This is a genomic window from Rhizobium sp. CNPSo 3670 (genome assembly GCF_057784555.1).
Map to the genome: position 1 here is coordinate 190,645 of NZ_JBXSOL010000008.1, position 26,159 is coordinate 216,803.

The following is a 26,159-nucleotide window of genomic DNA, read 5'->3' on the forward strand; positions in this document are numbered from 1 at the left end:
CTCTGACGAGAGGTCGAGCAGTCGAAGCGAGCAAGAAGATGAACGGATCGCGATCAAATCCTTCCCGACAGTCCGACAGGACCTCGCTCGATGCGCTGAACCGCACGATCGAAGGGCTGGAGGCGCGCATCGAAGGGCTGATGGGCAGCGGACGCGATCAGCGGACGCGCACGCCAATGGCCGAGCGCGATCCTTATGCGGCCTCCAATGCGCCGCGCCCCACACGAGCGCCGGTCGAGCCGCGGCCGGATCCGCTCGCGGAAATTCGCCAGCGCCAGCGCGCATTGGAAGCGGGCCGCGAACGCGCCTATGGGCGCGAGCAGGCCACCCAGCTGCGCGACCCCGCACCGCGCGCCGCTGCGCCACTGCCCGCCCCTGCCTTGCGCGCCGGCGGCGACACGATGACCGAGATCGCCCAGGCGCTCGTCAACCTCAGGCAGGACTTGAAGCGCGATATTTCCGAGGGCGTGACCCGCGAGATGAGCGCACTGCGCGCCGAACTGCGCGAGATCAAGGCGACCGCCGGAGACAGCCGCTTCGCCGACGACATTCGCGCCGACATGAACCGCCTGGCCCAGAGCATCAGCCAGTTGACCGGCCGCTCGAGCGGCCCGGAGGCCGCCGGGCTGCGCGAGGATTTCGAGGAGCTGCGATCGCTGATGGACGGGCTGGCGCGCGAGGAATCGCTGCGCCATATGGAAAACCGCTGGGACGGCGTCGAGAGCCGGCTTGCCGCACTCGACACCGAGGGGCTGCAGGAAGAGCTCGTTTCACTGGCCTACCGGCTCGACGATATCAAGCGCCATCTCGGCGGCATGGGCGAAAGCCCCGCGGTCCGGGCGCTGGAAGACAAGCTCATCGCCATCGCCACGGCGATGGAGCAGTTCGGCAACATGATCCAGCCGCATGACCGGGTCATGTCCGAGCAGTTCGCCGCCATGGATATGCGCCTCGACGAGATCAGCCGGGCGATTGCGGCAAGCGGCCGCGCGGCTGCCGCCAACGATCCGACGCTGATGCAGCGGCTGGAAAGCCGCCTGTCGTCGCTCGCCGACCAGATCGACCTGATGAGCCACGACGCGGCCAGCCGGGCAACCCCGGCCGACGAGCTGGCGATGCGGCTGGAAGCGCTGACGGAGCGCGTCGAGGAGCTGGCCAAGGCGGAAGCGACGTCCCGGCTCGACGAGCGGCTGGAACAGCTATCCTACCTGCTGGAGCGCACGCAGAAGGCGGCCGCGCAACCCGACCTCACCGGCCCGCTTTCCGACATCTCCCGCAAGATCGATGCGCTCGAGAATGGAGCGGTCAATGACGTGCTGGCGCAGCGGCTCGATTATCTCGCCCGGCGGATCGACGAGATGGCCTTTCAGCAGCCCGCACCTGCCGCGGCGATCGACGACAGAGCTTTCCAGCGTCTCGAAGGTCGGCTGAGCGACATCGCCGCCCGGCTGGAAGAAACAACGGCGGCGCCGCCGACCGATCCGCAAGCGCTGAAGAACCTCGAAGACCAGATTGCCAACCTTTCGGCGCTGATGAGCGAGCCGCGCGAAAGTGCCGCGATCCCGGCCGACCTCGACCGGCGCATGGGCGCGATCGAAGATTATATGGCGACAAGCGACGAATATATCATCGAGGCGGCGCGCCAAGCGGCGGAGGCCGTCGTCGAGGCCTATTCGCGCAATGGCGGCCTGCAGGGCGGCGTGCCCGCCGCCGACATGTCGGCGCTGACGGCGCTGGCCGAGGATCTGCGCCATCTCGAGGATATCAGCCGCGACAGCGAGGAGCGCACGCACAAGACCTTCAAGGCGCTGCACGAGACGCTGGTCCACATCGCCGACCGGCTCGACGGCATGGAAGAGCGCCGACGGCCGATCGCTCAGATGCCGATGGCCGACGTCGATTTCGATGTCGACCCCTATGCGCTGATGGTGGCTGAAGCCGCCCAGACGGCGGACGTGCCCCCGGCAGCGAAAGCCTCTCCGGTCATCCGCACGGCTGAGGTCGCGGCGGAACCTGCCGCCCCCGCCCAGGCCGCGAGCATGAGCGCAACAAGCGCGATCGCCATCGAAGCCGCGACGCGGCCGCCGGAGACCCCGACACCGGCGCCGGCAAAAACCAGCCTGTTCGCCAGCCTTGGCAAGCGGCTGCGGCCCGGCAAAAAAGCCGAGGCGCAGGCGAAGGAACGACCGGTGATCGACCCTGCGCCGTCGATCGATCCCGCCGACGTGGTCCCGACGGACGCGGCGAACGAACTGCTCGAGCCGGGTTCGGGCGCGCCCGACGTCAAGAAAATTCTTGAACGGGTGCGCGCCAGCCAGAGTGCCCAACGCGGCAAGCCTGCCATCGAGACGGATCGGGCCGACTACATCGCGGCTGCGCGCCGGGCGGCGCAGGCAGCCGCAATGGAAGTGGACGCCAATCCAAAGCAGGCGGCATCCAAGGCCGACAAGAAGGCCGCAAATGCCGACAAGACGAGCAAGACCGACAAGGCGGGCAAGCCCAGCGCCTTTTCGCGCTACCGGCGACCGATCCTTCTCGCCGTCGGCGCCGTCTTGCTCGCCATCATGGCATTTCCGCTGGCCCGAACGCTGACGAGCGGCGAACCCGCACCGCGGCCGCCGGCGGAGGTCTCGGCGCTGACGGGGGCGATGGAAAATCCCAAGCCGGTTCCGCCTGAGGCGGCACCCGCCCAGCCGGACGCCGGCGCTGCCGATCTGAACGTCCCTGCAGCGGCGAGCGCACCGGCCGCCGATCAGGCGCAACCGGAAACAGCCCAGCCTGCTGCCAGCGATCACCTGACCGATGCGGCGCCGCTCGACAGCGAGGGAGTCGCAACCTTGGCCCCCGCCGGTACGTCCGGCGCACAGGAAACATCGAGCTTCACTCCGAACAGCCCGACCGCAGCGGCGGCCGCGCCGCAGGCAGCGATCACCATCCCCGACACCGTGCAGCCGAAATCACTTGCCGATGCGGCACAGGGCGGCGACTCCCTGGCGCTGTTCGAGATCGGCGCACGCTATTCGGACGGCCGCAACGGCATGACCGTCGATCAGAAACAGGCCGCAGGCTGGTACCAGCTTTCGGCCGACAAGGGTTTTGCGCCGGCACAATACCGGCTCGGCAGCATGTATGAGAAGGGCAACGGCGTCGAACGCGACATCGCCAAGGCGAAGGGCTTCTACGAGCAGGCGGCGAACCGGGGCAATGCCAGCGCCATGCACAATCTAGCCGTTCTCTACGCCTCCGGCGCGCTCGGCCAGCAGGATTATGCGACGGCAGCCTCGTGGTTCACCAAGGCCGCCAATCTCGGCATCACCGATAGCCAGTTCAACCTGGCAATCCTCTGCGCGAGGGGCAATGGCGTTCCGGCGGATCTCGAAGAATCCTACAAGTGGTTTGCGATCGCCGCCAAGGCCGGTGACAAGGATGCAGCGCAGAAGCGCGACGAAGTCGCCAATGCCATGAAGCCCGACCAGCTCGAACGGGCGCGCGCCAAGGCCGATCTCTGGAAGCCGGAACCGCTCGACCATCGCGCCAACGGCATCGACATTCCCGACGAATGGGCGGGCACAGGCATGAAGACGGCAACCGTCGACATGAAGAAGGCGATCCGCAACATCCAGGCGATCCTCAACAATAACGGTTTCGACGCCGGCGTGCCCGACGGCGAAATGGGGGCGAAAACCGTCGCCGCGATCAAGAGCTTCCAGAAGTCGATCGGCCAGCAGCCGGACGGCAAGGTGAGCGACGCGACCGTGAAGGCGCTGCTCGAACGCAACAAGCAGGTCGCCAAGGCGATCTAAGGTGCGTCGACGGAGGTCGAGCCGCCGGTGAAGACCCCTCCCCACAAGGGGGAGGGGCTTGCATGCCGCGCCGACGTTATCTCTTTCACGGATTCGCCCGCGGAAACGTTGATGTTGCTGTGGGGTGATGCCGCGCATAGCCCTCCCCCTTGGGGAGGGGTCTTCGCAGGCCTTGCGGCACTAAGCCGCAAGCTTTTCCGAATTTTTCCCACCCTCGTCACAAAACCTGAAAAAAGCCCGATTATGCCGGACATATCGATCCGCGCATCGCCGAATCTCCCGCCATCGATCTCTATCAATCGGGGCCGATCGAAAGCCTCTGGCAACGATTTCACAGTATGGTGCGCATTCGAACGGGGACGTGACAGGAACCGCCCGGCAGGGGCGGTCATCATTCGGGGTCGGTTGTGACAATTTATCTGCCCATCGCAGAATTGTCGGTGAACATCTTCATCATTCTCGGCATGGGGGCGGCCGTCGGATTCCTGTCCGGAATGTTCGGCGTCGGCGGCGGTTTTCTCATCACCCCGCTATTGATCTTCTACAATATCCCGCCCGTCGTCGCCGTCGCCACCGGCGCCAACCAGGTCGTGGCGTCGTCGATTTCGGGTGCGATCACCCATTTCCGGCGCGGCACGCTCGACGTCAAGCTCGGCACAGTGCTCCTGGTCGGCGGTCTTACAGGGGCGACCGTCGGCATCTGGATCTTCTCGCTGCTGCGCGCCATCGGCCAGCTCGACCTGATCATCTCGCTGATGTATGTCATCTTCCTCGGAGCGGTCGGCGGGCTGATGCTGCTCGAAAGCATCAATGCCATGCGCCGCGCCGCACGCAACGAGCCGCCCGCGCCGCGCAAGCCAGGCCACCAGCATTGGGTGCACAAGCTGCCGCTCAAGGTGCGCTTCAAGAAATCGAAGATTTTCCTCAGCGTCATTCCGATCATTGCGCTCGGCTTTGCGATCGGCATCCTGACCTCGATCATGGGTGTCGGCGGCGGCTTCATCATGGTGCCGGCAATGATCTACCTGCTGCGCATCCCGACCAATGTCGTGGTCGGCACCTCGCTTTATCAGATCATTTTCGTGACCGCCTATACGACGATCGTGCAGGCGGCGACGAACTTCTCTGTCGACATCGTGCTTGCCTTCATCCTGATGGTGGCGGGTGTCGTCGGGGCGCAATATGGCGTGCGCGTCGGCCAGAAGCTTCGCGGCGAGCAGCTGCGCGCTCTGCTTGGCCTGCTCGTTCTGGCCGTCGGCCTGCGTCTGGCGATCGCGCTGGTCGTGACCCCTGCCGACGTCTATTCGGTGGTGATGGGGACCGGCAACTGATGCGCCTGCTTGCCTCGATCCTCCTGCTCCTGTGTCTGCTGCCGGCGGTTGCCGGGGCGCAGTGGCTGCCGGGACAGGCAACGGAAGCGGTGCGGGAGGGGCTGGAGATCGGCACATCGACCAGCGAAATCGCCATCACTTCGGATTTCCACGGTGCCGATCTGACGATCTTCGGGGCGCTCTCGAACACCGACCAGCTGCTGCTCGCCATTGGCCAGTATGACGTCGTGGTGGTGCTGGAAGGCCCGCGCGAGGATGCGACGGTGCGCAAGAAGGAGCGCGTCTTCGGCATCTGGGTGAACAGGCGCTCGATGACTTTCGAGGCGGTGCCGCATTCCTATTCGATGTCGAGCTCGCGCATGATCGACGATCTGACGACGCCGTTGGAACTCACCGACCAGGGGATCGGCATCGACCACATTCCGCTGACGCCGGTCGGCTTCGTCGGCGACGGCAGCAATCTCGGCGAGTTCCGTCAGGCTTTCCTGCGGCTGCAGCAGGTGGGCGCGCTTTACGACAGGAACCCGAGCGGCGTGCGGTTCGTTTCATCGAACCTCTTCAAGGCGAGCCTGCGCCTTCCGGCAAATATTCCGAACGGGGTGCACACGGTGCGCGCCTATCTCTTCAAGAGCGGCAATCTCATCACCGATAAATCGCTGCCGCTGCGCGTCATCAAGACGGGCATCGAACAGACGATCACCGATGCGGCCCATGATCAGCCGATCCTCTACGGATTTGCGGCCGTGGCGCTGGCCGTCGTCACCGGCTGGAGCGCCAGCCTGATTTTCCGCAAGGAGTGATCCGGCGCCGCGAACCGTCGCGCTCGTGTCTCATGTCTTCAGGAAGGCGAGCCGCTCGTCGACGCGAGCGGGGGCAATTTCCAGAATATCGGCGCTGACGACGCCTTCCGCCACGAAAGGATCCTGCTGAATCCTGGTTTCGAGTTCGGCGCGCGAGGTGTTGTGAGCGACGACTGCTCCACCGGCGCTCGGCTGAAGGCCGCCGGCGAGAAGAAAAATCCCGTCGTCGAAGCCTCGTTTGAGCCAGGCATTATGCGCTTCCATCAGAACCGGTGCTTTGGCCCTGCTTTCAGAAAATTTCAGAGTAATGAAAAACATGCAGTGTCTCCTTCAGGAATGCTGTCGTGAAAGGGTGTCGGGAAAGGCGGGTGTTTCTGGCCGCTGCTCCGCCAGCCACGCGCGCATATTTTCCACCTCGTTTTGAACAAAGATTTCGTCGCGATAGGCGGCCGCAAGCGTCGCAACACCCTGGCTCCGCATCAGGATGTGCATGGCAAGCGCATCGGCTTCATCCTCGCGGCCAAGCTCACTGAATTGACGTGACAGCCAATGGCGAAACAGATCGAAAAGTTCGGCAGCACGGCTCTTGGCAATGTGATCGAGCTTGGCGAGTTCGGCGCAAAGCGTGCCGACCGGGCAACCGTGGGCCATGATTTTCGACTGATTCAGGATGAGGAGATTGACGAAGCTGAGAATACGCTCGTCAGGTGCCTCGGCCTGTGCTTCCCACTCATCGAGCATTGACCTGGTTTTGAGGAGGCGATGGGTGATCACCGCATCGAGAAGCTCGTCCTTCGTCTTGAAGTGATAATAAAAATTGCCTCGCGAGAGTCCGACTGTACCCGCAATGTTGGCAAAGGACGTTGCTTCAAAGCCTCTCTCGTAGAAAAGCCTGTCGGCTGCTTCGACAATTTGCTGGCGGGTGGCCGCAGCGACCATTTTCATTCTCCCTTCTGTCCGCGAAGCTGCGATTCGTAGGTCAATCGACCTAGGGATTAGGACAATTGACCTAGGAGAGTCAAGCGCCGGAACTTCTTGTCGGCGGCCCCCTTCGCCTCCAGGACCGCTTGCATATCGCAATCAGTTGAATTACTGTGAACCAGTTGCTTATTAAAAGCGGTTTTCACTTGAGGAGGATGAAATGCGGAAGCTTGTCGTCTGGAACCTGATGACGCTCGATGGCTATTTCGAGGGAACGAAACCGTGGGAGATCGACTTCCACAATCTCGCCTGGGGACCGGAGCTCAAGCGCTATGCCGAGCAGTTCGGCGAGGAAGGTGACCTCCTGGTCTTCGGCCGCAAGACCTATGAGGGCATGGCCGCCTACTGGCCGACTGCTGAGGACGAAGACAAGATCAAGGCCTATATGAACGGCATCGCCAAGATCGCCGTCTCTCGAACAATGACCGATCCCGGCTGGAACAATTCGCGCATCGTCAGCGATCCGATCCCCGAATTGACGAGGCTGAAGCAGGAGGACGGCAAGACGATTTTCATCTTCGGCAGCGCCGCGCTTGCCGACAGCCTGCTGAAGGCGGGCCTTATCGATGAGATCCGGGTTTGCGTGGTGCCGGTCATTCTCGGCGGCGGCAATCCGCTCTTCAAGCCGGCCGAGGCTCAGGTGCCGCTGAGGCTTATTGAATCCTCGACCACGCGAAGTGGCGCAGTGATCCTGCGTTATAAGCCGGTCAGGGCGTAGGGGTGGGTCATGGCTGCCGAGTTCCCGGGCAACCTCTTCGAAAAAGTTCGTATTCGACTAAAAACCGGTTTTTAACATTTACGAGTTAGTAATCTCTCGGAAACGAGAGGTTCTGTCATGCGTACTCGTATCGTTCTGACCGCCGTGGGTCTCGCGCTGCTTGCCGGCTGCGCGACGGCGCCGAAGCAGACGAGGAACATCTGCGCCGTCTTCGACCAGCGCGAAGGTCTTTTCTCCAGCTGGCAGAGGGCGGCAGAGCGGACGGAGAAGAAATACGGCGTGCCCGTGCCGATCCTGATGGCGACGATGTACACCGAATCGGGTTTCCAGCCCTACGCGCGGCCGCCGCGCACCAAGCTCTTCGGCTTCATTCCTTGGACCCGGCCTTCGACCGCCTACGGCTATTCGCAGGCGCTCGACGGTACATGGGATCACTATCAGTCGCAGACGGGGAACTGGGCGGCGCGGCGCACGAACTTCGCCGACGCGATCGATTTCATCGGCTGGTATCATTACCAGAATAGTGTGGAGACCGGTATTCCGCTCAACGATGCCTATAATCTCTATCTCGCCTATTATTCGGGGCCGACGGGATATAAGCGCGGCGACTGGCGCTCGAACGGGCAATTGCAGCAGACGGCACAGAAGTTCGCGCGAATGGCGGGGACATATCAGCAGCAATTGCAAGGGTGTGATTAAGTTCAAAGGCGTGCAGTGTGGCACCCCCACGGCACACATCGAGGACAGACGCTACCCCCGCAAATTCCCATACCTGACCGAATAAATCCGATCGCGTCCCAGCAGATGCGCGATGAGCGATTCCTTTTCGAACAAGCCCTTCATCGCCTGATGGCCGAGATCGAGGCCGCCGCTCATCACCCCAAAGGCCGGCATGAGGAGGCGAGCGCCGTCCGTGGCGAAGCAGGGGCGGCGGATTGATCGTTCGCGCCGGCGCACGGTCGCCGAAGGATGCAGGTGGCCGGCGATTTCGCCGCTCTGCAAGCCGTTCCTCGGCTCGTGGCGGAAGGTCAGGCCGGCATAATGCACCTCGTCGGCGCAAGCGCCGGGCAGATCGACGATGCCATCGGGATCATGGTTGCCGTTGATCCAGATCCATTCGCGGCCGCGCGCCATACCGACGATCAGCGCGCGAAAATTTTCCGGCAGATGCTTCGAACCGATGCGGTCGTGAAAATTGTCGCCGAGCGAGATGACGAGCTTCGGATCATAGCGGGAAATGACGGCGGCAAGCACGGTCAGCGTCGCCAGCGTGTCATAGGGCGGCAGCATCATGCCACGGCGCGCGAAGGCTGCGCCTTTTTCGAGATGCAGGTCGGAGACGACGAGCAGTCCGGCATCCGGCAGATAGAGGGCGCCGAGCGGATCGCAGACGGCGGCAATGCCGTTCACCGATGTCTCGATGCCGGGGATCGCAGCCAATCCGGAAATGTCGCGCGCCAGCGCCAGGCGGTTCATCACAGTCGTATTTTTCCCAGTCATCATCATGCCAGAGCTTCGGCGATCAGATCGTCCGCCGCCTCGGCCAATAGCGCATCATGGGCCTCGCCCGGCACCGCCTCGCGGCCGATTTCCAGCATCACCGGCACGGCGAGCGGGGAAATATGGTCGAGCGGGCGGTGGGTGATGTGGCCCCTGATTCGCATCAGCATATCGCCAAGACGGCTTATATCCAAAAGCCCCGTCGCCGCATCCTGGCGCGTTGCCTGCAGCAGGATGTGATCCGGCTCATGGCTGCGGAGCACGTCATAGATCAGGTCGGCCGAGACGGTGATCTGGCGGCCGCTCTTTTCCTTGCCCGGATGGCGGCGCTCGATCAAGCCCGCAATCACGGCGCAATTGCGGAAGGTGCGTTTCAACAAGAAGGATTCGGCGAGCCAGGCCTCGAGATCGTCGCCGAGCATATCCTCATCGAAGAGGTCGGAGAGGCTCAACCGGCCATTGGCGATCATCAGCCCCATATCCTCGAGACCCCAGACGGCGAGCGAATAATCGGTGGCGACGAAGCCGAGCGGCTTGGCGCCCGCTCGCTCCAGCCGGCGGGTCAGCAGCATGCCGAGAGTCTGGTGGGCGAGACGGCCTTCGAAGGGATAGGCGACCATATAGCCGCGGCTGCCGCGCGGGAAGGTTTCGATCAGGAACTCGTCGCGCTTCGGCAGCATCGACTTGTCGGTCTGCAGCGACAGCCAGTCGCGCACCTGATCCGGCAGGTGGCGCCAGCGATCGGGATCGGCGATCATCGCCCGCACCTGCTCGGCGAGATAGGTCGACAGCGGAAACTTGCCGCCATTATAGGCGGGGATCTTCGGATCGAGCGAAAAGGCCTGCGACGCCAGGCATTCATTTTCGCGTATGCCTTCGAAACGCAGCACCTTGCCCGAAAACACGAATGTGTCGCCCGGCGACAATTGCTCGAGGAAATATTCCTCGACCTTGCCCAGCGTGGCGCCGCCGCGACCGAGCCGGCCGCCCTCGCCGCGCTTGACCATGCGGATGTTCAGCATCGGGCTTTCGACGATGGTGCCGAGGTTGAGGCGGTATTGCTGGGCGACCGCCGGATTGGAGACGCGCCAGCGGCCCTCCTTGGTCTTGCGGATGCGAGCGTAACGCTCGTAGGTCCTAAGCGCATAACCGCCGGTCGCGACGAAATCGATGACGCGCTCGAAGGTCTCCCAGCTAAGATCGGCATAGGGCGAGGCGCTGGTGACCTCGTCATAGAGCTCCAGCATGTCGAAGGGTTCGGCGCAGGCCATGCCGAGTACGTGCTGGGCGAGCACGTCGAGAGCGCCGCGGCCGACGGGCGGCGTGTCCTGGGCGCCGATATAATTGGCGTCGAGGGCTGCCTGGCACTCCATGACTTCAAAGCGATTGGCCGGCACGAGGATCGCCTTCGAAGGCTCGTCCATGCGGTGGTTGGCGCGGCCGATGCGCTGGGCAAGGCGTGAGGCGCCCTTCGGCGCTCCGACATGGATGACGAGATCGACATCGCCCCAGTCGATGCCGAGATCGAGCGTTGAGGTGGCGACGACGGCGCGCAAGCGGTTTTCGGCCATCGCCGCCTCGACCTTGCGGCGCTGGGCGACATCGAGCGAGCCGTGGTGGAGGGCGATCGGCAGGTTGTCGTCATTGATCGTCCAGAGTTCCTGAAACAGCATCTCGGCCTGACTGCGGGTATTGACGAACAGCAGCGTCGTCTGGTGTTCGAGGAGCTGCTTGTAGACATCGGGAATGGCATAGCGGGCGGCATGACCGGCCCAAGGAATGCGCTCTTCGGTCGACAGGATCGAGATATTGGGTTTGGCACCGCCTTCGACGACGACAAGACCAGCGTGATGTTCCCTCCCCTCCTCCTGGGCGACCAGCCATTTCTGCAAGTCCATCGGCTCGGCGACGGTCGCCGACAGGCCGATGGTCTTCAGGCCGGGGGCAAGGCGGCGAAGGCGCGCAAGGCCGAGCGACAGCATATGGCCGCGCTTGGAGGTGACGAGCGAATGAAGCTCGTCGAGCACGACATATTTCAGGTCCTTGAAGAAGCGCTCCGCCTCGCGGTTCGCCAGCAGCAGAGCAACCTGCTCCGGCGTCGTCAGCAGAATATCCGGCGGATTGAGCTTCTGCCGCTGGCGCTTGGCAATCGGCGTATCGCCGGTGCGGTTTTCGATCGTGACGGGCAGGCCCATCTCTTCGACCGGCTTCATCAGGTTGCGCTCGATATCGATCGCCAGCGCCTTCAGTGGCGAGACATAGAGCGTGTGGATGCCGGTGAAGGCGGAGCCGGGCGGAATTTTGCCGCGGCGGGTGAGATCAGTGAGCGAGGGCAGGAAGCCAGCGAGCGTCTTACCGGCGCCGGTCGGCGCAATCAGCAGCGTGCTTTGACCGGCCTCGGCGCGGGACAGCAGTTCCAGCTGATGGGCGCGAGGGCGCCAGCCCTTTTCCGCAAACCAGCGGGCAAAGGCTTCAGGCAATAGGGCGCGGGCTTCGGAATCGATCTGGTCCACGTCCTGAAGGTAGTGAAAAGCGGGCGAAAAAGAAGGGCAGTTGACAGAAGCGAGAATCATGGATATTTTTTATCCACGAATTGAGGAGATGACACCGATGAAAATGAGCGATGGAGTCGAGCAGGCCATTCACAGCGTCGCCATGCTCTCCGGCCTCTCCGAAGGCGGTGTCCTTTCGGCGGCTGCGCTGGCGGAATTCCACGGCGTGTCGACAAGCTATCTGCTCAAACATCTGCAGGCACTGTCGGGCGCCGGCATCCTCGATACGGTGCCGGGGCCGAAGGGCGGCTATCGGCTGGCGAAGGCGCCGGCGGAGATTTCGCTGCTCGACATATTGCTTGCTGTGGAGGGACCGGCCCCGGCCTTTCGCTGCGCCGAAATCCGCCAGCGCGGACCGAACCCGGTCTCCGACCACTTCTTTTCCAAGCCCTGCAATATCAGCGCGGCAATGCTCCGGGCCGAGCGGGTCTACCGGGCCGAACTTGCCAAGACCAGCATTGCCGATCTCGGCATCGAACTCGCCGCCCTCGACGACGGATCGATCGCAGCCCGAGGCTGCGCCTTCCTTGAAATCCATGAACGCAAGACGGCTCGTTGAGCCATATCAAAGGAGAAAGACATGCAACCGCGTTTCAACTTCGCCAAAGCCGCTCCCGATGCCTACAAGGCGGTCGTCGCACTCGAACAATATGTCCAGTCTTCCGGACTGGAGCGCCGCTTCATCCATTTGATCAAGCTGCGCGCCTCGCAGATAAACGGCTGCGCCTACTGCGTCGATATGCATGTGAAGGAAGCCCGCCACGACGGGCTCAGCGAACAATGGATCAACCTGATGTGCGTCTGGCGGGAATCGCCGGTCTATGACACGCGCGAAAGGGCCCTGCTCGGATGGGTCGACGCTGTGACCAATATCGCCAAGACAGGCGCGCCTGACGCAGACTACGAGGCGCTGAAGGCGCATTTCTCCGAGAAGGAGATGACCGAGATTACGGTGGCGATCGGCGCGATCAATATCTGGAACCGGCTTGCCGTCGGCTTCCGCTCACAGCACCCGATCGATCAGGTGACGAAAGCCGCATGATCGATATTGACGGGAACCGACCCGAAGATCTCGGGTCGGTCGAATATCAGGTTAATCGCGATCGGCAGCGGCGCGCGCCGCAACGGCTTCGGACCCACTGCCCGAGAGGTTGATGCTGTTGAATATGTCGCGGACGACCTTGGTAATTTCCTCTGCGGAAGCGCCCTTGGCGTATTCTTCCTGCATGCGGCGTCTTACGAGTTTTTCCAAATCTGACATGGTTCACCTCATCAAATCCGGCGCGACAGGAGTGTCGCGCCGAGGCCGATCTGAGGCAAGTTACGATTTGTTTAGAATGGGTTACCGATTTGTAAGGTTAGTCCGCTATCGGTGAAGGTCCGATTAGGGCACGTCCCCTCTCACCGTTTTACGGGGAGAGGGGACGTGCCCTGCGAAAGGTGTGCGAGGAACGGAGAGGTCGCGGCATATCCCTTCGCCTCGCGTGCGGCATCCGAAGGACGGGTCGAGACCCGTGGTTCCGGCAGACGGATAAGGGGGCAGCCACCCCTACAACGCAATATAGCGGTCGGCGCGGTGGTTGATGGCAACGAAGAGGTTGAGGACAATGGCGCCGAGCACCGAATAGAAGACGACGGACGGCGTGGTGACGAAGAAGGCGGCGGCGAGGACGCACATGTCGATGGCGAGCTGGACGAGGCCGGCGCGGATGCCGAAGCGTTCCTGCAGGTAGATGCCGAGAATGCCGACGCCGCCGAGGCTGGCGCGGTGGCGATAAAGCGCCAGCAGGCCGAAGCCGAGCAGCAGGCCGCCGAGAAGGGCAGCCCACGCCGGGTGGATGCTCGAAATCGAAAAGAAGCGCGACTGCACGTCTGATAGCACCGAGGTCAGGCCGATGGCAATGAAGGTCTTGATCGTGAAGGCCATGCCGAGGCGCGTCCACGAGAGATAGAAGAACGGCAGGTTGAGCAGGAAGAAGGCGAGGCCGAAATTGACGCCGAAGGCATAGTGCAGCAGGAAGGCGACACCGGCGGTGCTGCCGGTGAGAAGGCCGGCACTGGCGAGCACATAAATGCCGAGAGCGGCAATCAGACTGCCGGAGAAGATACCTTGCACATCTTCGATCGGCGTATGGCGGGTCGCGCTGGTATTCCAGACGCCAAGGGCATTGATGCGCTGTGTCATATTCCAGTCTCCACGGCAGACAGGTTCGCGAAAGCCTCGGAGGAACTCCTGAAGGCGGTGACGTTTTTTGCAATGTGAAATGAGCCGGCGGGGCGCGGTCGGTATCGCCGCGCTCTTGGCGATATCAGTGAAATATCAGTCTTCTGCCGTTGCAATCAAGCAAAATAGGTAAGCAATGCTGACCTATTAAAAAAATAGCAAGAAAAGTTCGCTTACGCAGCGTTGCGCGTAAGGAACAGAATGCCGGAAACCGGTTTTCCGCCATCTTTGCGAATGACCGTCTTGACGATCTTGAGGATCTCGAAGCCGTGGCGGGAAAGCAGCCGCCTCACATAGGCTTCCGAATGGGCGTAACGCAACGACGGGGCGAGTTGGAAAGCCTCTCCGTCGCCCGCATCCTCGACGGAGAAGGTGAAGTCCGCACCGACGGCGGCGAGTTCGCCGACGATCGCAAAGACGCTCTCGAGGTTGCCGAGATACATCAGCACGTCGGCTGCGCTCACGAGATCGGCGCGCCGGCGCCGGGCATCACCGAACAGGCCGGAGAGATCGGGCGCAAGCGACAGATCGGCCTGGGCGAGATGATCATAGACCTGTTTCTCCGCGGCCTTGGCCAGCATGTTCTGCGAGAGGTCGAAGCCTTCGAGGCGGCGGGCGCGGGCGCGGATCTCCGGGCCGAGCAGGCCGGTGCCGCAGCCGAGATCGACGGCGCATTCGTAACGCCTGCCGGTGGAGGCGATGAGGTCTGCGAGCTTCTGCGGGACGCTGTAATCGAGTTTTTCGACGAGGGCGGTGTCGAATCGATCGGCATAATCGTCGAACAGGCGCTCGACGTAGCGGCTCGGCGGCCGCTCGGGGATCGCAGCGTCGCCGAGAAGGGCAAGCTTGAGGGTGGCGCCGAATATATCCTCGGGATCGAGGGCAATCGTCCGGCGATAGGCCTCGATCGCGGCTTGCCCCCTGCCCGCCTTTTCCAGATAGGTGGCGAGCCGATACCAGCCGGCGGCCCAGGCAGGCACGAGCTCCAGCGCCTGCTCCATCAGCTCGGCCGCTGCCTCAGCCTCGCCGCCTTCTTCGAGCATCCTGGCATAATCGGCGCGGCGGTCGGCGATGACATCGCCTGAGGAAAGCTGTTGGGACTGCATGACGAACCTATCGTTTCGCTGGCATTTGCCGGCGGCCACAAAAAAACTCAAGTCCTATTTCAGAGGCGAAGCGGCCAATTCCGGAAAGGGCTTGCGGGCGGTGCGCCGCGACCTTATTCCAGGGGCAAACAGGAGATGGCGCATGTCCGATCAGGTGAACAGGTTCCTCGGCGATTCGCTCGGCCGCACATTGATTAAACTCATCGTGGTGTCGCTGATCGTCGGATTCGTCATGACCGTGTTCGGCCTGACGCCGTGGAACATCATCTATGGGTTCCGCGACTTCATCCTGGAACTCTGGCACCGGGGCTTTGCCGCGCTCGGGCGCGTCGGCGACTATCTCCTCCTCGGGGCGACGATCGTCATCCCGCTCTTCGTCATCCTTCGCCTTTTCAGCTACCGCCGATAACATGATATCAATCGATCTTTCCAGGCGCAGCCTGCTCACTCTTTCCGGACTTGCACTCGCCGCCGGCATCGCCGGCTGCACCACGACCCCGCGAATTGCCGGCACGCCCTCGAACGGCGAGGACGAGACGACGAGCGTGCTGCCGCTCGTCAACCAGTTGAGGGCGAAGAACGGCCTGCCGCCGCTTGAGGTCGATCCGGCGGCGCAGACGGCGGCCCTCTTCCAGGCGAAGCGCATGGCGAGCGCCGGCAAGATGGCGCACCTCATGGGCATGACGGACAGCTTCGGCGCCCGCGTCAAGGCGAGCGGCGTGCGGCTGCCGGCGGCCGAGAACATCGCTTCCGGCCAGCAGAGCGTCGACGCCGTTGTGACTGCCTGGATCAATTCGCCGCATCATCTGGAAAACATGCTCGGGCGTTATGACGGCCTCGGCGTCGCAGTCGCCCATAATACGTCTTCCAGGAACCTGCCCTACTGGGCCATGGTGCTTTCCAGCCGAGGCGATTCTGCCTCGATCTAAGGCAGGTCATGGATACGCGCAGCAACAACAACACTCTCGCTTTCGTAGTGACGCACCGGTTGGTGCTTTCGATCGCTATTCCGATGACGCTCGGCTTCATGACGACGCCGCTGCTCGGGCTGACGAGCACCGCCGTCGTCGGTCATATGGGCAACGCGGAAGCGCTGGCGGGGCTGGCGATCGGCGCGATGCTCTTCGATCTGATCCTCGGCAGTTTCAACTTCCTGCGCGCCTCGACGACGGGACTGACGGCGCAGGCCTATGGCCGGCGCGACGGGCACGAACAGCAGGCTGTCTTCTGGCGAGCGCTGATCTCAGCGCTCGCCTGCGGGCTGGCATTGCTCTGTCTTTCGCCGCTGATCGAGACCGCGGGATTGCGGCTGATGGGCGCGGAAGGGGCGATCGCCGAGGCGACCGGCACCTATTTCGCGATCCGCATGCTGGCGGCACCGGCGGCGCTGGCGAATTACGCCATTCTCGGCTTCGTGCTCGGGCGCGGACAGGGCAGTGTCGGGCTGCTGCTGCAGGCGCTGATCAACGGCATCAATATTCTGCTATCCATCTATCTCGGCCTGTCGCTCGGCTGGGGCGTTGCCGGAGTCGCCTGGGCAACCACGGCCGGTGAAACAGCCGGCGCATTCGCCGGGCTTTTCATCGTGCTCAAAGATTTCGGCAGGGCCGAGCGTCCGGCATGGGCTGAGATCTTTTCCCGGCACCGGCTGGCGGAGCTTTTCGCACTCAACCGCGACATCCTGATCCGCACCTTCGTGCTGATCGGCGCCTTCACGATCATGACGCGGATCGGCACCGGCTTCGGGGCGGTGACACTGGCCGCCAATGCCGTACTGATGAATTTCTTCCTGCTGTCAGGTTATTATCTCGACGGGCTTGCCAATGCCGCCGAGCAGATCACCGGCCGGGCGATCGGCGCGCGGTACAGGCCGGCCTTCGACCGCGGGCTGAAGCTGACAACCATCTGGTCGTTCGGACTGGCCGCATTCGCTTCCGCCTTTTTCTTCCTCGCCGGCCCGTGGCTGATCTCGGTGCTGACCACCGCGCCGGAGGTGCGGCAGGCGGCCGAAACCTATCTGCCCTGGGCTGCGATTACCGGACTAACGGGGGCGCTCGCCTTCCTGATGGACGGCGTCTTCATCGGCGCGACATGGTCGGTCGACATGCGCAACCGGATGCTGATGTCCTTTGCCGGCTACCTCCTAATGCTCGCCGTCTTCGTGCCGCTCTTCGGCAATCACGGCTTGTGGCTTGGCATGAACGCCTTCCTGCTGTTCCGCGGCTTCTTCCTCGCCATGCTGGTCGGGCCGCGGGCCGATCAGACCTTCCGCGCCGCCCAGTAATCCAGCCTGCTGTCACGCAGCGCGCGGATCGAGCCGGCCTTTTCGCGGTCGAGCAGCGCCGAAAGACCGCGGACGATATCGCCGGGCAGGCTGGGGCCTTCATAGACCATGCATGAATAGAGCTGGACGAGATCGGCACCCGCCCTGATTTTCTCCAGCGCTGTTTCGGCCGAGGAGACGCCGCCGACGCCGATGATCGGCAGATCAGGGCCGACGCGCTTGCGCATCCGGGCAAGCACCGCCGTCGATTTTTCGAACAGCGGCACGCCGGAAAGACCACCGGCCTCCTTCGCCTGGCGCTGGTCCTTGAGACCGTCGCGAGACAGCGTGGTGTTGGAGACGATCAGTCCATCCAGCGGATGCGCGAGCGCTTCCGCCGCAATATCGTCCATGCCTTCCTCGGTCAGGTCAGGGGCGATCTTCAGAAAGACCGGGATCTTCCGACCGGATTTTTGCGCCATCTCGTCGCGCGCCGAAAGCACGGCCGACAGCAGCGCCGCCAGGCTTTCGCGTGCCTGCAGGTCGCGCAGGCCGGGCGTATTCGGCGAGGAGATATTGGCGGTGAAATAACGCGCGACGGAATAGAAGCGACGGATGCCGGCGACATAATCGGCGATGCGATCTTCGCTATCCTTATTGGCGCCGATATTGACGCCGATCATGCCGCCGCCCGCCAGTGTCGAGAGACGTCCGAAAGCGGCGTCATGGCCCTCATTGTTGAAACCGAGGCGGTTGATGACGGCTTCATCCTCGACCAGGCGGAAGATGCGCGGGCGCGGATTGCCAGCCTGCGGCTTCGGCGTCACGGTGCCGATCTCGGTAAAGCCGAAGCCGAGCTTCAAGAGCGCTTCCGGCACCTCGGCATTCTTGTCGTAGCCGGCCGCCATGCCGAGCGGGTTTTCGAAAGTGAGGCCGGCGATGGTCTGGCGCAGGCGCGGATCGGGAGTGATCCGGCAGGCGGGCACGAGGCCAGACTTCAGCGCGGCGATCGACATGCCGTGCGCCGTTTCCGGGTCGAACAGGAAAAGGCCCTTGCGGGCTATGCGCTTGAAGGGATCGATCATGGCTGCAGCTCCGGGAAGATATGAACGCCGTTCTCATCGAGCGGCAGCGGCGCCTCCCAGAGCACGGCCGCAAGCGGCAGATCGGCGTAGAGATGCGGGAAGAGATCGCCGCCGCGGGAGGGTTCGAAGAGGAGCTTGTCACCGAAACCGCGGCCATCGACGGCGACCAGCACTAGGCCGGACTGGCCGGCAAAATGCAGGGCCGCGGTCTGCTTCACCTGGTCGGCCGTGGAGAAATGGATGAAGCCGTCCTTGAGATCGATGCCGGCGCCATGAAAAACACCGCTTTGTCTGGCTTGCTGCCAGAGCGTTTCCGTCACGATCTTGTAAAGGGTCGGTGTCACGGTCATCATGGCCTCGCGATTGCTGATCCTTGGGTCATGAGCGCTTTGCCGGAAAGAGGCGGCGATGTCCACGCCTCGGCACGCAAAAAGCCGGGCCAGCCCAGGCAAAATCCGGAGGATGAAACGATGAAGATTTTGGTTCTCGCACTTGGCGCTGTTCTCCTGCCGCTTGGCGCCGCAGCGGCCGAGACCGATGCGGGCCGATTCCAACTGGAGAAGAGCGGCGACCATTTCGTCCGGCTCGACCGCCAGACCGGCGCCATGTCGATCTGCCAGGACAAGGACGGCGCCCTCGTCTGCCGTATGGCGGCCGATGAGCGGGCGGCCTATGAGGACGAGCTCGACCGGCTTTCAGAGCGGGTGACCAAGCTGGAACAGGGCGGCCTCATCCAGCGTGCGCTGCCGAGCGACGCCGAGATCGACCGCTCGATCAGCATCATGGAGCGGATGATGAAGAGCTTCATGGGGATGGTGAAGGAGTTCCAGGCTGACGAAAAAGCCAATCCCCTTCCGCAGAAGACATGATCTGATATAGTCATTTCAGAATGCCTGCATGCAATGCCGAGGGGACGGCGCGCATGCGGCATGATCGGACTCTTGGGAGGGAGTTTTCGATGCAGGAACAGACCATCATCATCGCGGACGATCATCCGCTGTTTCGCGATGCGCTGCGCCAGGCGGTGATCGGCATGGAAGGCCGGCAGACCATCGTCGAGGCCGGTGATTTCGCAGCCGCACGCACCGCCGCCGGCACATATCCAGATGCCGACCTGATGCTGCTCGATCTCGCCATGCCCGGCGTCAGCGGCTTTTCCGGCCTGATGGCGCTGCGCGCCGAATTCGCCAGCCTGCCGATCATCATCGTTTCGGCGAGCGACGACGCCACGACGATCCGCCGGGCCCTGGAGCTCGGCGCTTCCGGCTTCATTTCCAAATCCTCGGGCATCGAAGACATCCGCCGCGGCATCCAGACGGTGCTTGCCGGCGATATCGCCACACCGGAAAGCTATCGCGACGGCCAGGAGCAGGATCCCGACGTCGCCGACCTGATCCGCCGCCTGCACACGCTGACGCCGCAGCAGAGCCGGGTGCTGACCATGCTGGCCGAGGGCCTGTTGAACAAGCAGATCGCCTATGAACTCGGCGTCTCCGAAGCGACGATCAAGGCGCATGTCTCGGCAATCCTGCTGAAACTCGATGTCGACAGCCGCACACAGGCGGTCATCCAGCTCGGCAAGATCAACATGGCGATGGTGGCTTGAGGGCGGCCGAAACCGGTCGATAACAGGATTTTATTCCTCCTTACCTTTACGGTCGGCGTGGGGTCAGCTAGTATTCTGTCGCTGAAGCATCGGCTCAAAAAGTCGGAATCGATTTTCGGCAGGTGAGATGTTCAGACTTAGAGTGTTAGAGCGTCCTTTATACGTCCGAAGCGGACGCGCGGTGCTCTAAAGCGCAGCCTGAGACAGGCTGCACGGAATCGGGCGCATATGCTGTCACACAAGCAGATCTGGGAGGCGATCGACAGGCTTGCCGAACGGCACGAGCTGACGCCATCCGGTCTTGCGCGCCGTGCCGGGCTCGACCCCACCTCGTTCAACAAATCTAAACGGCTTTCCGCCGATGGGCGGCTGCGCTGGCCATCGACGGAATCGATCGCCAAGGTGCTCGATGCGACGGGGGCGAGCATGGAGCAGTTTCTCGCCTTCATGCAACCGGCCGCCAGTTCCGCCGGAGAGCGGATCGGCGAGCGTGCCGGCCCCCCGCCGGGCAGCGCCATTCCTCTGCTCGGCTTCGCCCAGGCCGGCGCCGGTGGCTTCTTCGACGATAGCGGCTTTCCGGCCGGTCATGGCTGGGACGTGGTGGAGTTTCCGGCCAACCCGTCGCAGAGATCCGGCGTCTATGCGCTGGAGGTGCAGGGCGAAAGCATGATGCCGCTTTATCGCGACGGCGACGTGCTGATCGTCGAGCCCGGGGCGCAGGTGCGCCGCAACGACCGCGTCGTCGTGCGCACATGCGCGGGCGAAGTAATGGCCAAGGTGCTGCTGCGCCAGAGCCCGCGGTCGATCGAGCTGATGTCGCTTAATCCCGAACATCCCAACCGCACGCTCGATCTTGCCGATGTCGATTGGATCGCCCGCATCATCTGGGCCAGCCAGTAGGAAGATATTCCATGCGCCCTGCCGCCGTCTTTACAGGTATTATGGGGATGGCGGTGGTGGTCGGCCTGCTGAAGGCAGGCGAAGCGAGGCTTCGCGGCGGCACGGCAGGGGAAGAAACCGCAGCCACAGAGGAGACAGCAGCGGCTGCGCCGAATGTTGCCTCCGGGGCCGCCGAACCGGCAGTGACAATATCCGACGAACGTGCCGAAATGATCGCCCGCTCTGTGGAACCGGCGGTCCCGCACCCAGCGGAGCGGCGACTGAAGGCGCGGCGCCCAGAGCCGCCACTATCCCGCAACAAGCGGCGCCGACATCCAGCCAAACGGCAGGGCCGGCCGAGAAAAAGGCCATGGAGCTGCCGCGGCCACGGGTCGAAGACGCGGGCATTCTTTCCTTCGGGGAGCGCAGGCTCCAGCTTGCCGGCATCGCCCCCACGCCGGCCGACAGGATATGCGGGCCGGCAGGCCGGCAATGGCCCTGCGGCATGATGGCGAAGACGGCGCTGCGCCAGCTCTTGCGCAACCGCAGCTCACCTGCGATCTCGACACGGTCGAATGGAAGGGAACGGCGATCGCCGCCTGTCGGCTCGGTACGCAGGATCTCGGCGCGTGGCTTGCCGAAAGCGGCTGGGGGGAAGCAGAGGCGGGTTCGCCGCTTGCATCCGTCGCCGACAAGGCGAAACCGGCGCAGAAAGGCATTTACGGCGGCGATCCGCGCCGCAAGTGACAGGCCGCCCGCCGGGGGAGAGCTGCCAATCTCTTGTAAAGGCCGCCGCCAATTCCTAATCTGCGCTGATCAACAAGGAATCCAAGATGAACAAGCCGCTTTCTGCCCATGATGCGCTGATTTACGTGATGGTGATGGCATCCGCCGTCGACAGCACCATGAACGACAGGGAGATGGAAAGGATCGGTCAGCTGATCGGCTTCCTGCCGGTTTTCAGGGATTTTGATGACGACAAGCTCATTCCGATAGCACGCGACTGCGCCGCGCTTCTGGCTGGGCCTGAAGGCCTCGACGTGGTCCTCGAAACGGTCCGCGATACCTTGCCGGCAAAACTCTATGACACCGCTTATGCGCTTGCCGTCGAGGTGGCCTCCGCCGATCTTTCGGTCAAGGCAGAGGAACTGCGACTGCTCAGCCTGCTGCGGGACCGCCTCGGCCTCGATAAGCTCACCTGCGCGGCGATCGAGCGGAGCGCCATTGCCCGCTTCCGCAAGGGATAATCCTTGAGGCTCAGTAGAGCCCGTAGGGAAAATAGCGCAGATAGATCTCCTGGAGACGGCCGGTGCGCGACAGCGCCGCCAGCGCATGATCAATGGCGGATGTCAGCACGCTGTCCTTCTGTCGCAGCATGATCGTCATGCCCTCGCCGAGGAAATGTTCGGAGAGGTAGGGGCCGTCGAAAAGCGCGCAGCATTTGTCGGAGGCCGGGGACGAGACCCAGAAAGAAAGCTGCAGCGCATCGGCGAAGGCAGCATCGACCTTTCGCTCCTTCAGCGCCGCAAGCAGGGCGTCCTTCGTGTCGAAAGCCTGCGCTTTCAGCGCCGGGAAAAAGGCTGCCAGCATCGCCTCGTGCACCGTGCCTTTGACGACGCCGACCGAATGGTTGGAGAGCGCAGCAGCGGTCTTTCCATCAAGCGGGGCGGCGAGATTGCGCACGAAGCGCGCCGGCAGCATCAGATATGGCCGGGAGAAGAGAAATTGCCGGCGCAGCTCCGGGGTGACCGCAAGGCCGGCGATGACGGCATCGCCCTGCGATGCGGCGAGGGCATCCTTGAGATCGGTGAAAGGCATTGCCTGGATCTGGCACTTATCCGAAATCTCCAGCTCGCCGCAGATTTCGCGGGCGAGATCGACGTTGAAGCCGGAAAGCTTGCCGTTCTGATCCGTGAAATTAAACGGCGGGAAATCAACCGACGTCAGAAAGCGCAAGCGGACTAGGGACGAGAGATCCGGTCTGGCGAGACGCTCGCGGGCATCGAAGAGCAACGGCAGCGAAGGGGCAGCCTGCTGAGCGAATGCGGCAAAGTTTGAAAACAGCGCTGCCAGAAACAGACCGGCCGCCAGAAAAGCCCTGAGAGTCGGGGATGCCAGCTGGGGTTCAATCATGATGATCCAGTTCCGGGGTTGGGGATCGACGAGATGTAACAGAGTCATGCCCGCCGGGGAATATCATGGGAGTGAGGGAGCGGATGAGGCTCACGAACTCATTGGCCGCGACATCCTCCAACGCTCCTCATTTGCCGCAGCATCCTCCCACGCCCCTCGAAGAATGAGCTCTCTGGAGCGATGGCGCAGACCTCCCGCTGCCCCTCAAAACTAGGGGTGCGCCTGCACCTGCACGTTAGCGCGGAATTAAAGAATATCACCTCTATTTGTCGCGACGACACAGGGCCGCCAGCCGATTGCATGATGCATGCGTCAATTCCCTATCCGGCGCCGCGACAGTCAGGCAGCGCTCTTTACCAACATAATTTCCAAACACCGGACGCGCCGCGCGCCCGGCAAAATCGGGTGACATTTTCCATGTTGAAGCATCTGAAAATCCGTACCAAGATCATTTCGGTCGTGGCGCTGCTCGGGCTGATCACGATGGCGGGGCTCATCTATGTCATCTCCGAGTTCCGCCGGGCGGACGCCGCTTATGGCGCCTTTATCGATCATGAGGCGCAGGCCTCGATGCTGATCGCACGTGCCAGCGCCTCGGTCGTAGCCTCGGTGCTGCAGGTGACCTTGGTTGCCGAGACGCAGCCCGATACGCCGACATACCAGACGGCGCTTGCCACGCCGAGCAAGCTGCCGCAGGCCCGCGACCGGATGAAACAGGCCCTCGCCCTGGTTCCGAGCCGCAAGGCAGCGATAGACGAAATCCAGGCCGGCATCGATGAAATCGAAGCTTTAGCCAATAAGATCATCGAGCAGAGCAAGGGCAAGGACAGCGCGGGCGCACTCGCAAACGTCGCCCTGATCAATGCCAAGCTCGATGCGCTGACGCCGAAGATGATCGCCAACAATGATGCGATGATGGCGATGCTCAACGATGGCGGCGACGGCCTCTCGGCATCCGTCAACGGCCGGATCACCTTCTGTCTCACTCTGATCGGCACCGCTGTTCTCACCGCGATCGGCTTTGGCGTCACCATGGCGCAGAAAGGCATTGCCGGCCCGATGACGAAGCTCAGCCTGCGCATGACGCGCCTTGCCGAGGGCGACACCGATAGCGATATCAGTGGTCTCGACCGCCGCGACGAAGTCGGCCAGATGGCAAAGGCGGTCTCGATCTTCCGCGACAACGCGATCGAGCGTCGCCAGATCGAGGCGCGCGCCGAGGCAGACCGCAGCGTCAGCGACGGCGAGCGCCGCGAACGCGAGGCGCAGAAAGCCCGCGAGGCAGCAGAACTCGAACGCGCCGTCGCAGCCCTCGGCGACGGCCTGCGTCGCCTTGCCGCCGGCGATCTCGCTTCGCATATCGACGCGCCCTTCGTCGCCCATCTCGATGCGCTGCGCCAAGATTTCAACCACTCGGTTGAGAAGCTCAACGAGACCATGCAGGCGGTCGGGGCCAATGCGCGGGCCATCGGCGCCGGCGCCAACGAGATTCGTTCCTCCGCCGACGAGCTTTCCCGGCGAACGGAACAGCAGTCGGCCTCCGTCGAAGAGACTGCAGCGGCGCTGGAAGAAATCACCACGACGGTGCGGGATGCCGCCAAGCGCGCCGAGGAGGCGAGCCAGCTCGTCACCCGCGCCCGCCTCGGCGCCGAAAAATCCGGCGAGATCGTCCGCAAGGCCGTCTCCGCCATGCACGAGATCGAAAAGTCTTCGGGCGAAATTTCCAACATCATCGGCGTCATCGACGACATCGCCTTCCAGACCAACCTCTTGGCCTTGAATGCCGGCGTCGAAGCCGCGCGCGCCGGTGAAGCCGGCAAAGGCTTTGCGGTCGTCGCCCAGGAAGTGCGCGAGCTCGCTCAGCGCTCGGCCAATGCCGCCAAGGAGATCAAGTCGCTGATCACCAATTCCGGCTCTCATGTCCAGACCGGCGTCACGCTGGTGGGCGAGACCGGCAAGGCGCTCGATGTGATCGTCACCGAGGTGCAGCAAATCAACCAGCACGTCCACGCGATCGCCGAAGCCTCGCGCGAACAGTCGATCGGGCTGCAGGAGATCAACACCGCCGTCAACACCATGGATCAGGGTACGCAGCAGAATGCGGCGATGGTCGAGCAATCGACGGCCGCCAGCCGCAGCCTCGCCACGGAAGCGGCAGCACTCAACACCCTGCTCGGCCAGTTCCGATTGACCGGCACCGGCGGCTTTGCCGCCGCCGCACCGAGCGCGTCTACGCGGCCGACAGCCCCGCCACCGCGGGTGGTGGCCCCGCGCCCGGCAGCAGCCAAGGCATCGATCCGCGTCGCCAGGGAAGGCACGACCCGCCCGGCCGCCTCCCCCGCCCGGGCGCTAGGCCAGAAGATCGCCAACGCCTTCGGCGCCGGCAACAGCAGCACGCCGTCGACGCAGGATGCCGACTGGACGGAATTCTGAGCCGGCAAGAGGCACGCCTGCCCGGTTCGCGCGGATAGCTGCCCCTCGCCCTAACCCTCTCCCCGTAAAAACGGGACGAGGGGACGTGCCCAGCGAGAGGTCGGCGGGGAATGGAGAGGTCGCGGCACATCCCCTTCGCCCGGTTTACGGGGGTCCGAAGGACGGGCCGAGACCGTGGCGCGACCCGGTCGATGCCGGCAGCCGGATGAGGGGCAGGCTACGGGCCGCACCCTTCCTTCTGGGATTTCACTCAAACCGGCCGCCAACCAATCTCGACCAGAATATTTCCGGGCGCCGTGCAATAAAACAGCCAGCCGCCGCGCATGACGGCTGGCGGGCCGGACAGGACCGCACCGGCGGCAACAAGCCCGGCATGAACAATATCAACATCAGCCTTCTCAGCCAAAATAAAGCCGACGTGATAAGTCTGACGCTGCAGTTCGACCTGGTCGGCGGTGCCGAACTTCGCGATCGCGTGGCTGAGGACAATTTCGAGGCCGGCGTCGTCGGTCAGTATCGCCAGGCCATTCTGGCCCCGCATATCCTTGAGCATCAGGCCGAAGTGGCGGATGAAGAAATCCGCCGTCGCGGTAATATCGGGAACGTGAAAATCGAGATGGTTCAGGCGCATGACAGTCTCCGTTTGAAAAAATCCCGGGACTGCCTTTTGCCGTCTCCGCACGCCGCCGGGATCCCGCATCTTGATGCGGATCACGTCGCGGGTTCTCGTGCCATAGGCCACGGA

At 63.2% G+C, this 26,159-nt stretch carries 26 protein-coding genes and 1 pseudogene; 16 read left to right on the top strand and 11 right to left on the bottom strand.

Annotated features, from left to right (window positions below):
• Window positions 1-38: 38 nt before the first annotated feature.
• The 3 genes from AC13QO_RS10945 to AC13QO_RS10955 all read left to right on the top strand — a co-directional run bounded on the left by AC13QO_RS10945 (window position 39) and on the right by AC13QO_RS10955 (window position 5,934).
• Window positions 39-3,803 (top strand): peptidoglycan-binding protein, encoded by a 3,765-nt coding sequence (locus AC13QO_RS10945; RefSeq protein WP_285193358.1) that lies wholly within the window; start codon window positions 39-41, stop codon window positions 3,801-3,803.
• Window positions 3,804-4,210: 407 nt separating this feature from the next.
• Window positions 4,211-5,134 carry a sulfite exporter TauE/SafE family protein gene (locus tag AC13QO_RS10950; RefSeq protein WP_085776852.1) on the top strand — a complete coding sequence of 308 codons (924 nt, stop codon included), beginning with the start codon at window positions 4,211-4,213 and terminating at the stop codon, window positions 5,132-5,134.
• Window positions 5,134-5,934, top strand: a complete 801-nt coding sequence (locus AC13QO_RS10955) for a TIGR02186 family protein (RefSeq protein WP_085776851.1) — start codon at window positions 5,134-5,136, stop codon at window positions 5,932-5,934. Before AC13QO_RS10950 ends, AC13QO_RS10955 begins: the two co-directional genes overlap by 1 nt.
• 30 nt (window positions 5,935-5,964) lie before the next feature.
• Here AC13QO_RS10955 and AC13QO_RS10960 read toward each other — a convergent pair whose 3' ends face one another.
• Both AC13QO_RS10960 and AC13QO_RS10965 read right to left on the bottom strand, forming a co-directional pair.
• Window positions 5,965-6,252 (bottom strand): YciI family protein, encoded by a 288-nt coding sequence (locus AC13QO_RS10960; protein WP_097601601.1) that lies wholly within the window; start codon window positions 6,250-6,252, stop codon window positions 5,965-5,967.
• A gap of 12 nt (window positions 6,253-6,264) precedes the next feature.
• Complete coding sequence (locus tag AC13QO_RS10965) at window positions 6,265-6,873, bottom strand: TetR/AcrR family transcriptional regulator (RefSeq protein WP_285193487.1); 609 nt, start codon at window positions 6,871-6,873, stop codon at window positions 6,265-6,267.
• Between the two features lie 202 nt (window positions 6,874-7,075).
• Between AC13QO_RS10965 and AC13QO_RS10970 the strand changes: the two genes are divergently transcribed.
• Window positions 7,076-7,633, top strand: coding sequence for a dihydrofolate reductase family protein (locus AC13QO_RS10970; RefSeq protein ID WP_488540647.1), 558 nt, complete (start codon window positions 7,076-7,078; stop codon window positions 7,631-7,633).
• A 117-nt stretch (window positions 7,634-7,750) separates the two neighbouring features.
• Window positions 7,751-8,332, top strand: coding sequence for a transglycosylase SLT domain-containing protein (locus AC13QO_RS10975; RefSeq protein WP_221113057.1), 582 nt, complete (start codon window positions 7,751-7,753; stop codon window positions 8,330-8,332).
• Between the two features lie 51 nt (window positions 8,333-8,383).
• On the opposite strand, the gene pdeM is transcribed toward AC13QO_RS10975, so the two are convergent.
• Both pdeM and AC13QO_RS10985 read right to left on the bottom strand, forming a co-directional pair.
• Window positions 8,384-9,109, bottom strand: a complete 726-nt coding sequence (gene pdeM / locus AC13QO_RS10980) for a ligase-associated DNA damage response endonuclease PdeM (protein ID WP_085776846.1) — start codon at window positions 9,107-9,109, stop codon at window positions 8,384-8,386.
• A gap of 26 nt (window positions 9,110-9,135) precedes the next feature.
• A complete protein-coding gene (locus tag AC13QO_RS10985; protein WP_285193486.1) occupies window positions 9,136-11,646 on the bottom strand; it encodes a ligase-associated DNA damage response DEXH box helicase in 2,511 nt (836 codons plus the stop codon).
• Window positions 11,647-11,743: 97 nt separating this feature from the next.
• Here AC13QO_RS10985 and AC13QO_RS10990 point away from each other — a divergent pair, with 97 nt between their 5' ends.
• Together AC13QO_RS10990 and AC13QO_RS10995 are read left to right on the top strand one after the other, a co-directional pair.
• A complete protein-coding gene (locus AC13QO_RS10990) occupies window positions 11,744-12,244 on the top strand; it encodes an RrF2 family transcriptional regulator (RefSeq protein WP_085779951.1) in 501 nt (166 codons plus the stop codon).
• 21 nt (window positions 12,245-12,265) lie between these two features.
• Window positions 12,266-12,727, top strand: a complete 462-nt coding sequence (locus AC13QO_RS10995) for a carboxymuconolactone decarboxylase family protein (RefSeq protein WP_183705974.1) — start codon at window positions 12,266-12,268, stop codon at window positions 12,725-12,727.
• Between the two features lie 51 nt (window positions 12,728-12,778).
• On the opposite strand, the gene AC13QO_RS11000 is transcribed toward AC13QO_RS10995, so the two are convergent.
• The 3 genes from AC13QO_RS11000 to AC13QO_RS11010 all read right to left on the bottom strand — a co-directional run bounded on the left by AC13QO_RS11000 (window position 12,779) and on the right by AC13QO_RS11010 (window position 15,015).
• Window positions 12,779-12,946 (bottom strand): hypothetical protein, encoded by a 168-nt coding sequence (locus AC13QO_RS11000; protein ID WP_285193495.1) that lies wholly within the window; start codon window positions 12,944-12,946, stop codon window positions 12,779-12,781.
• A gap of 288 nt (window positions 12,947-13,234) precedes the next feature.
• On the bottom strand, window positions 13,235-13,870 hold the full coding sequence (locus tag AC13QO_RS11005) for a YitT family protein (RefSeq protein WP_488540648.1): 636 nt from the start codon (window positions 13,868-13,870) through the stop codon (window positions 13,235-13,237).
• Between the two features lie 212 nt (window positions 13,871-14,082).
• A complete protein-coding gene (locus AC13QO_RS11010) occupies window positions 14,083-15,015 on the bottom strand; it encodes a class I SAM-dependent DNA methyltransferase (protein WP_285193353.1) in 933 nt (310 codons plus the stop codon).
• Between the two features lie 142 nt (window positions 15,016-15,157).
• Between AC13QO_RS11010 and AC13QO_RS11015 the strand changes: the two genes are divergently transcribed.
• From AC13QO_RS11015 to AC13QO_RS11025, 3 genes are read left to right on the top strand one after another with little or no spacing between them, the layout of a single operon-like run.
• Window positions 15,158-15,424, top strand: a complete 267-nt coding sequence (locus AC13QO_RS11015) for a DUF6460 domain-containing protein (RefSeq protein WP_085779950.1) — start codon at window positions 15,158-15,160, stop codon at window positions 15,422-15,424.
• 1 nt (window position 15,425) lies between these two features.
• Window positions 15,426-15,944: a CAP domain-containing protein gene (locus AC13QO_RS11020; protein WP_097601590.1), complete on the top strand. Its 519-nt coding sequence runs from the start codon at window positions 15,426-15,428 to the stop codon at window positions 15,942-15,944.
• Between the two features lie 8 nt (window positions 15,945-15,952).
• Window positions 15,953-17,299 carry an MATE family efflux transporter gene (locus tag AC13QO_RS11025; protein ID WP_488540649.1) on the top strand — a complete coding sequence of 449 codons (1,347 nt, stop codon included), beginning with the start codon at window positions 15,953-15,955 and terminating at the stop codon, window positions 17,297-17,299.
• On the opposite strand, the gene AC13QO_RS11030 is transcribed toward AC13QO_RS11025, so the two are convergent.
• Complete coding sequence (locus AC13QO_RS11030; RefSeq protein WP_488540650.1) at window positions 17,275-18,363, bottom strand: quinone-dependent dihydroorotate dehydrogenase; 1,089 nt, start codon at window positions 18,361-18,363, stop codon at window positions 17,275-17,277. The genes AC13QO_RS11025 and AC13QO_RS11030 overlap by 25 nt on opposite strands.
• Window positions 18,360-18,713, bottom strand: a complete 354-nt coding sequence (locus AC13QO_RS11035) for a DUF952 domain-containing protein (protein WP_097601616.1) — start codon at window positions 18,711-18,713, stop codon at window positions 18,360-18,362. Before AC13QO_RS11035 ends, AC13QO_RS11030 begins: the two co-directional genes overlap by 4 nt.
• A gap of 120 nt (window positions 18,714-18,833) precedes the next feature.
• Here AC13QO_RS11035 and AC13QO_RS11040 point away from each other — a divergent pair, with 120 nt between their 5' ends.
• From AC13QO_RS11040 to AC13QO_RS11060, 5 genes and pseudogenes are all read left to right on the top strand, one after another.
• On the top strand, window positions 18,834-19,232 hold the full coding sequence (locus tag AC13QO_RS11040) for a hypothetical protein (protein ID WP_097601587.1): 399 nt from the start codon (window positions 18,834-18,836) through the stop codon (window positions 19,230-19,232).
• 89 nt (window positions 19,233-19,321) lie between these two features.
• Window positions 19,322-19,969, top strand: coding sequence for a response regulator (locus AC13QO_RS11045; RefSeq protein WP_488540651.1), 648 nt, complete (start codon window positions 19,322-19,324; stop codon window positions 19,967-19,969).
• Window positions 19,970-20,197: 228 nt separating this feature from the next.
• On the top strand, window positions 20,198-20,869 hold the full coding sequence (locus AC13QO_RS11050) for a S24 family peptidase (RefSeq protein ID WP_285193349.1): 672 nt from the start codon (window positions 20,198-20,200) through the stop codon (window positions 20,867-20,869).
• Window positions 20,870-20,880: 11 nt separating this feature from the next.
• Window positions 20,881-21,595: pseudogene (locus AC13QO_RS11055) on the top strand (thermonuclease family protein).
• 86 nt (window positions 21,596-21,681) lie between these two features.
• On the top strand, window positions 21,682-22,095 hold the full coding sequence (locus AC13QO_RS11060) for a tellurite resistance TerB family protein (RefSeq protein ID WP_011423905.1): 414 nt from the start codon (window positions 21,682-21,684) through the stop codon (window positions 22,093-22,095).
• A gap of 10 nt (window positions 22,096-22,105) precedes the next feature.
• Here AC13QO_RS11060 and AC13QO_RS11065 read toward each other — a convergent pair whose 3' ends face one another.
• Window positions 22,106-22,981: a transporter substrate-binding domain-containing protein gene (locus AC13QO_RS11065; protein WP_085776835.1), complete on the bottom strand. Its 876-nt coding sequence runs from the start codon at window positions 22,979-22,981 to the stop codon at window positions 22,106-22,108.
• Window positions 22,982-23,398: 417 nt separating this feature from the next.
• On the opposite strand from AC13QO_RS11065, the gene AC13QO_RS11070 reads away from it, so the two are divergent.
• Window positions 23,399-25,414: a methyl-accepting chemotaxis protein gene (locus AC13QO_RS11070; protein WP_488540652.1), complete on the top strand. Its 2,016-nt coding sequence runs from the start codon at window positions 23,399-23,401 to the stop codon at window positions 25,412-25,414.
• A 250-nt stretch (window positions 25,415-25,664) separates the two neighbouring features.
• Here the strand turns inward: AC13QO_RS11070 and AC13QO_RS11075 are convergent, their stop codons facing one another.
• Window positions 25,665-26,045 (bottom strand): VOC family protein, encoded by a 381-nt coding sequence (locus AC13QO_RS11075; protein WP_285193485.1) that lies wholly within the window; start codon window positions 26,043-26,045, stop codon window positions 25,665-25,667.
• Window positions 26,046-26,159: the final 114 nt, after the last annotated feature.